Source organism: Pseudomonas sp. NPDC088885 (genome assembly GCF_044750025.1).
GTDB classification, from domain to species: domain Bacteria; phylum Pseudomonadota; class Gammaproteobacteria; order Pseudomonadales; family Pseudomonadaceae; genus Aquipseudomonas; species Aquipseudomonas rustica.
This window is the reverse complement of record NZ_JBIVJB010000240.1, coordinates 1-1,576: the sequence shown is the minus strand read 5'-3', so window position 1 is coordinate 1,576 and position 1,576 is coordinate 1. Positions and strand designations below refer to the sequence as shown.

Genomic DNA, 1,576 nt, shown 5'->3' with positions numbered 1-1,576 from the left:
AAACGGCGATTTCGTCCTTGTTGGTGTTCAAGGTGATTTCGGTGCACAGGTTCGAGCTGTGAACCACGCCGACGTGCTGCTGCGGGCTGCGCAGGTTGCACGGGTCTTTGAAGGTCAGCCATGGGTGGCCGGTTTCAAACAGCATGGAGAGCATTTTGCGCCACAGGTCTTTAGCCTGGATGGTCTTGAACAGACGAACCTTGCCTGGGTATTCGGTCAGGGCTTCGTAATACTCGTAGCGCTCTTCGAAGGCTTTACCGGTCAGGTCGTGCAGATCCGGTACTTCGGATGGCGAGAACAGGGTCCACTTGCCGTCGTCGAAGACGCGCTTCATGAACAGGTCAGGGATCCAGTTGGCAGTGTTCATGTCGTGGGTACGACGACGATCATCACCGGTGTTCTTGCGGAGTTCGATGAACTCCTCGATGTCCATGTGCCAGGTTTCCAGGTAAGCGCAGACAGCGCCTTTGCGCTTGCCACCCTGGTTAACGGCGACGGCGGTGTCGTTCACCACTTTCAGGAACGGAACCACGCCTTGCGATTTGCCGTTGGTGCCCTTGATGTACGAACCCAGTGCACGCACCGGCGTCCAGTCGTTGCCCAGGCCACCGGCGAATTTCGACAACATGGCGTTGTCGTGGATCGCGTGGTAGATACCCGACAGGTCATCCGGCACGGTGGTCAGGTAGCAGCTCGACAGCTGTGGACGCAGGGTACCGGCGTTGAACAGGGTCGGCGTCGACGACATGTAGTCGAAGGACGACAGCAGGTTGTAGAACTCGATCGCACGGTCTTCTTTCTGCTTCTCTTCGATCGCCAGGCCCATGGCCACGCGCATGAAGAAGATCTGCGGCAGTTCGAAGCGGATACCGTCCTTGTGGATGAAGTAACGGTCGTACAGGGTTTGCAGGCCCAGGTAGGTGAATTGCTGATCGCGCTCGTGGTTGATCGCCTTGCCCAGTTTTTCCAGGTCGAAGGTGGCCAGCACAGGGTTCAGCAGTTCGAACTCGATACCTTTGGCGATGTAAGCCGGCAGCGCCTTGGCGTACAGGTCGACCATCTCGTGGTGAGTAGCGCTTTCGGCCACACCGAGGAAGCCCAGGCCTTCGGCACGCAAGGTGTCCATCAGCAGGCGGGCGGTCACGAACGAGTAGTTCGGCTCGCGCTCAACCAGGGTACGCGCGGTCATCACCAGCGCGGTGTTGACGTCGGTCAGGGCCACGCCGTCGTACAGGTTTTTCAGGGTTTCACGCTGGATCAGGTCGCCGTCGACTTCTTCCAGACCTTCGCACGCTTCGGTGACGATGGTGTTCAGGCGGCCCATGTCCAGCGGCGCCAGGCTGCCGTCAGTGCGGGTGATACGGATCGACGGGTGAGCGTTGACCGCTTCTTCGGTCGGGGCGTGGGCAGCGCGTTCTTTCGAACGACCGTCACGGTAGATCACGTAGTCGCGCGCCACTTTCTGCTCGCCGGCACGCATCAGGGCCAGTTCAACCTGGTCCTGGATTTCTTCGATGTGGATGGTGCCGCCCGAAGGCATGCGACGCTTGAAGGTCGCGGTGACTTGTTCGGTCAG

Annotated in this window: 1 protein-coding gene; it reads right to left on the bottom strand. The window is 59.5% G+C overall.

Features of this window, described 5'->3' with window-relative positions:
* Positions 1 to 1,576: ribonucleoside-diphosphate reductase subunit alpha (locus tag ACIP1X_RS28910; protein ID WP_400755978.1), on the bottom strand; the 1,576-nt coding region annotated here is incomplete at both ends.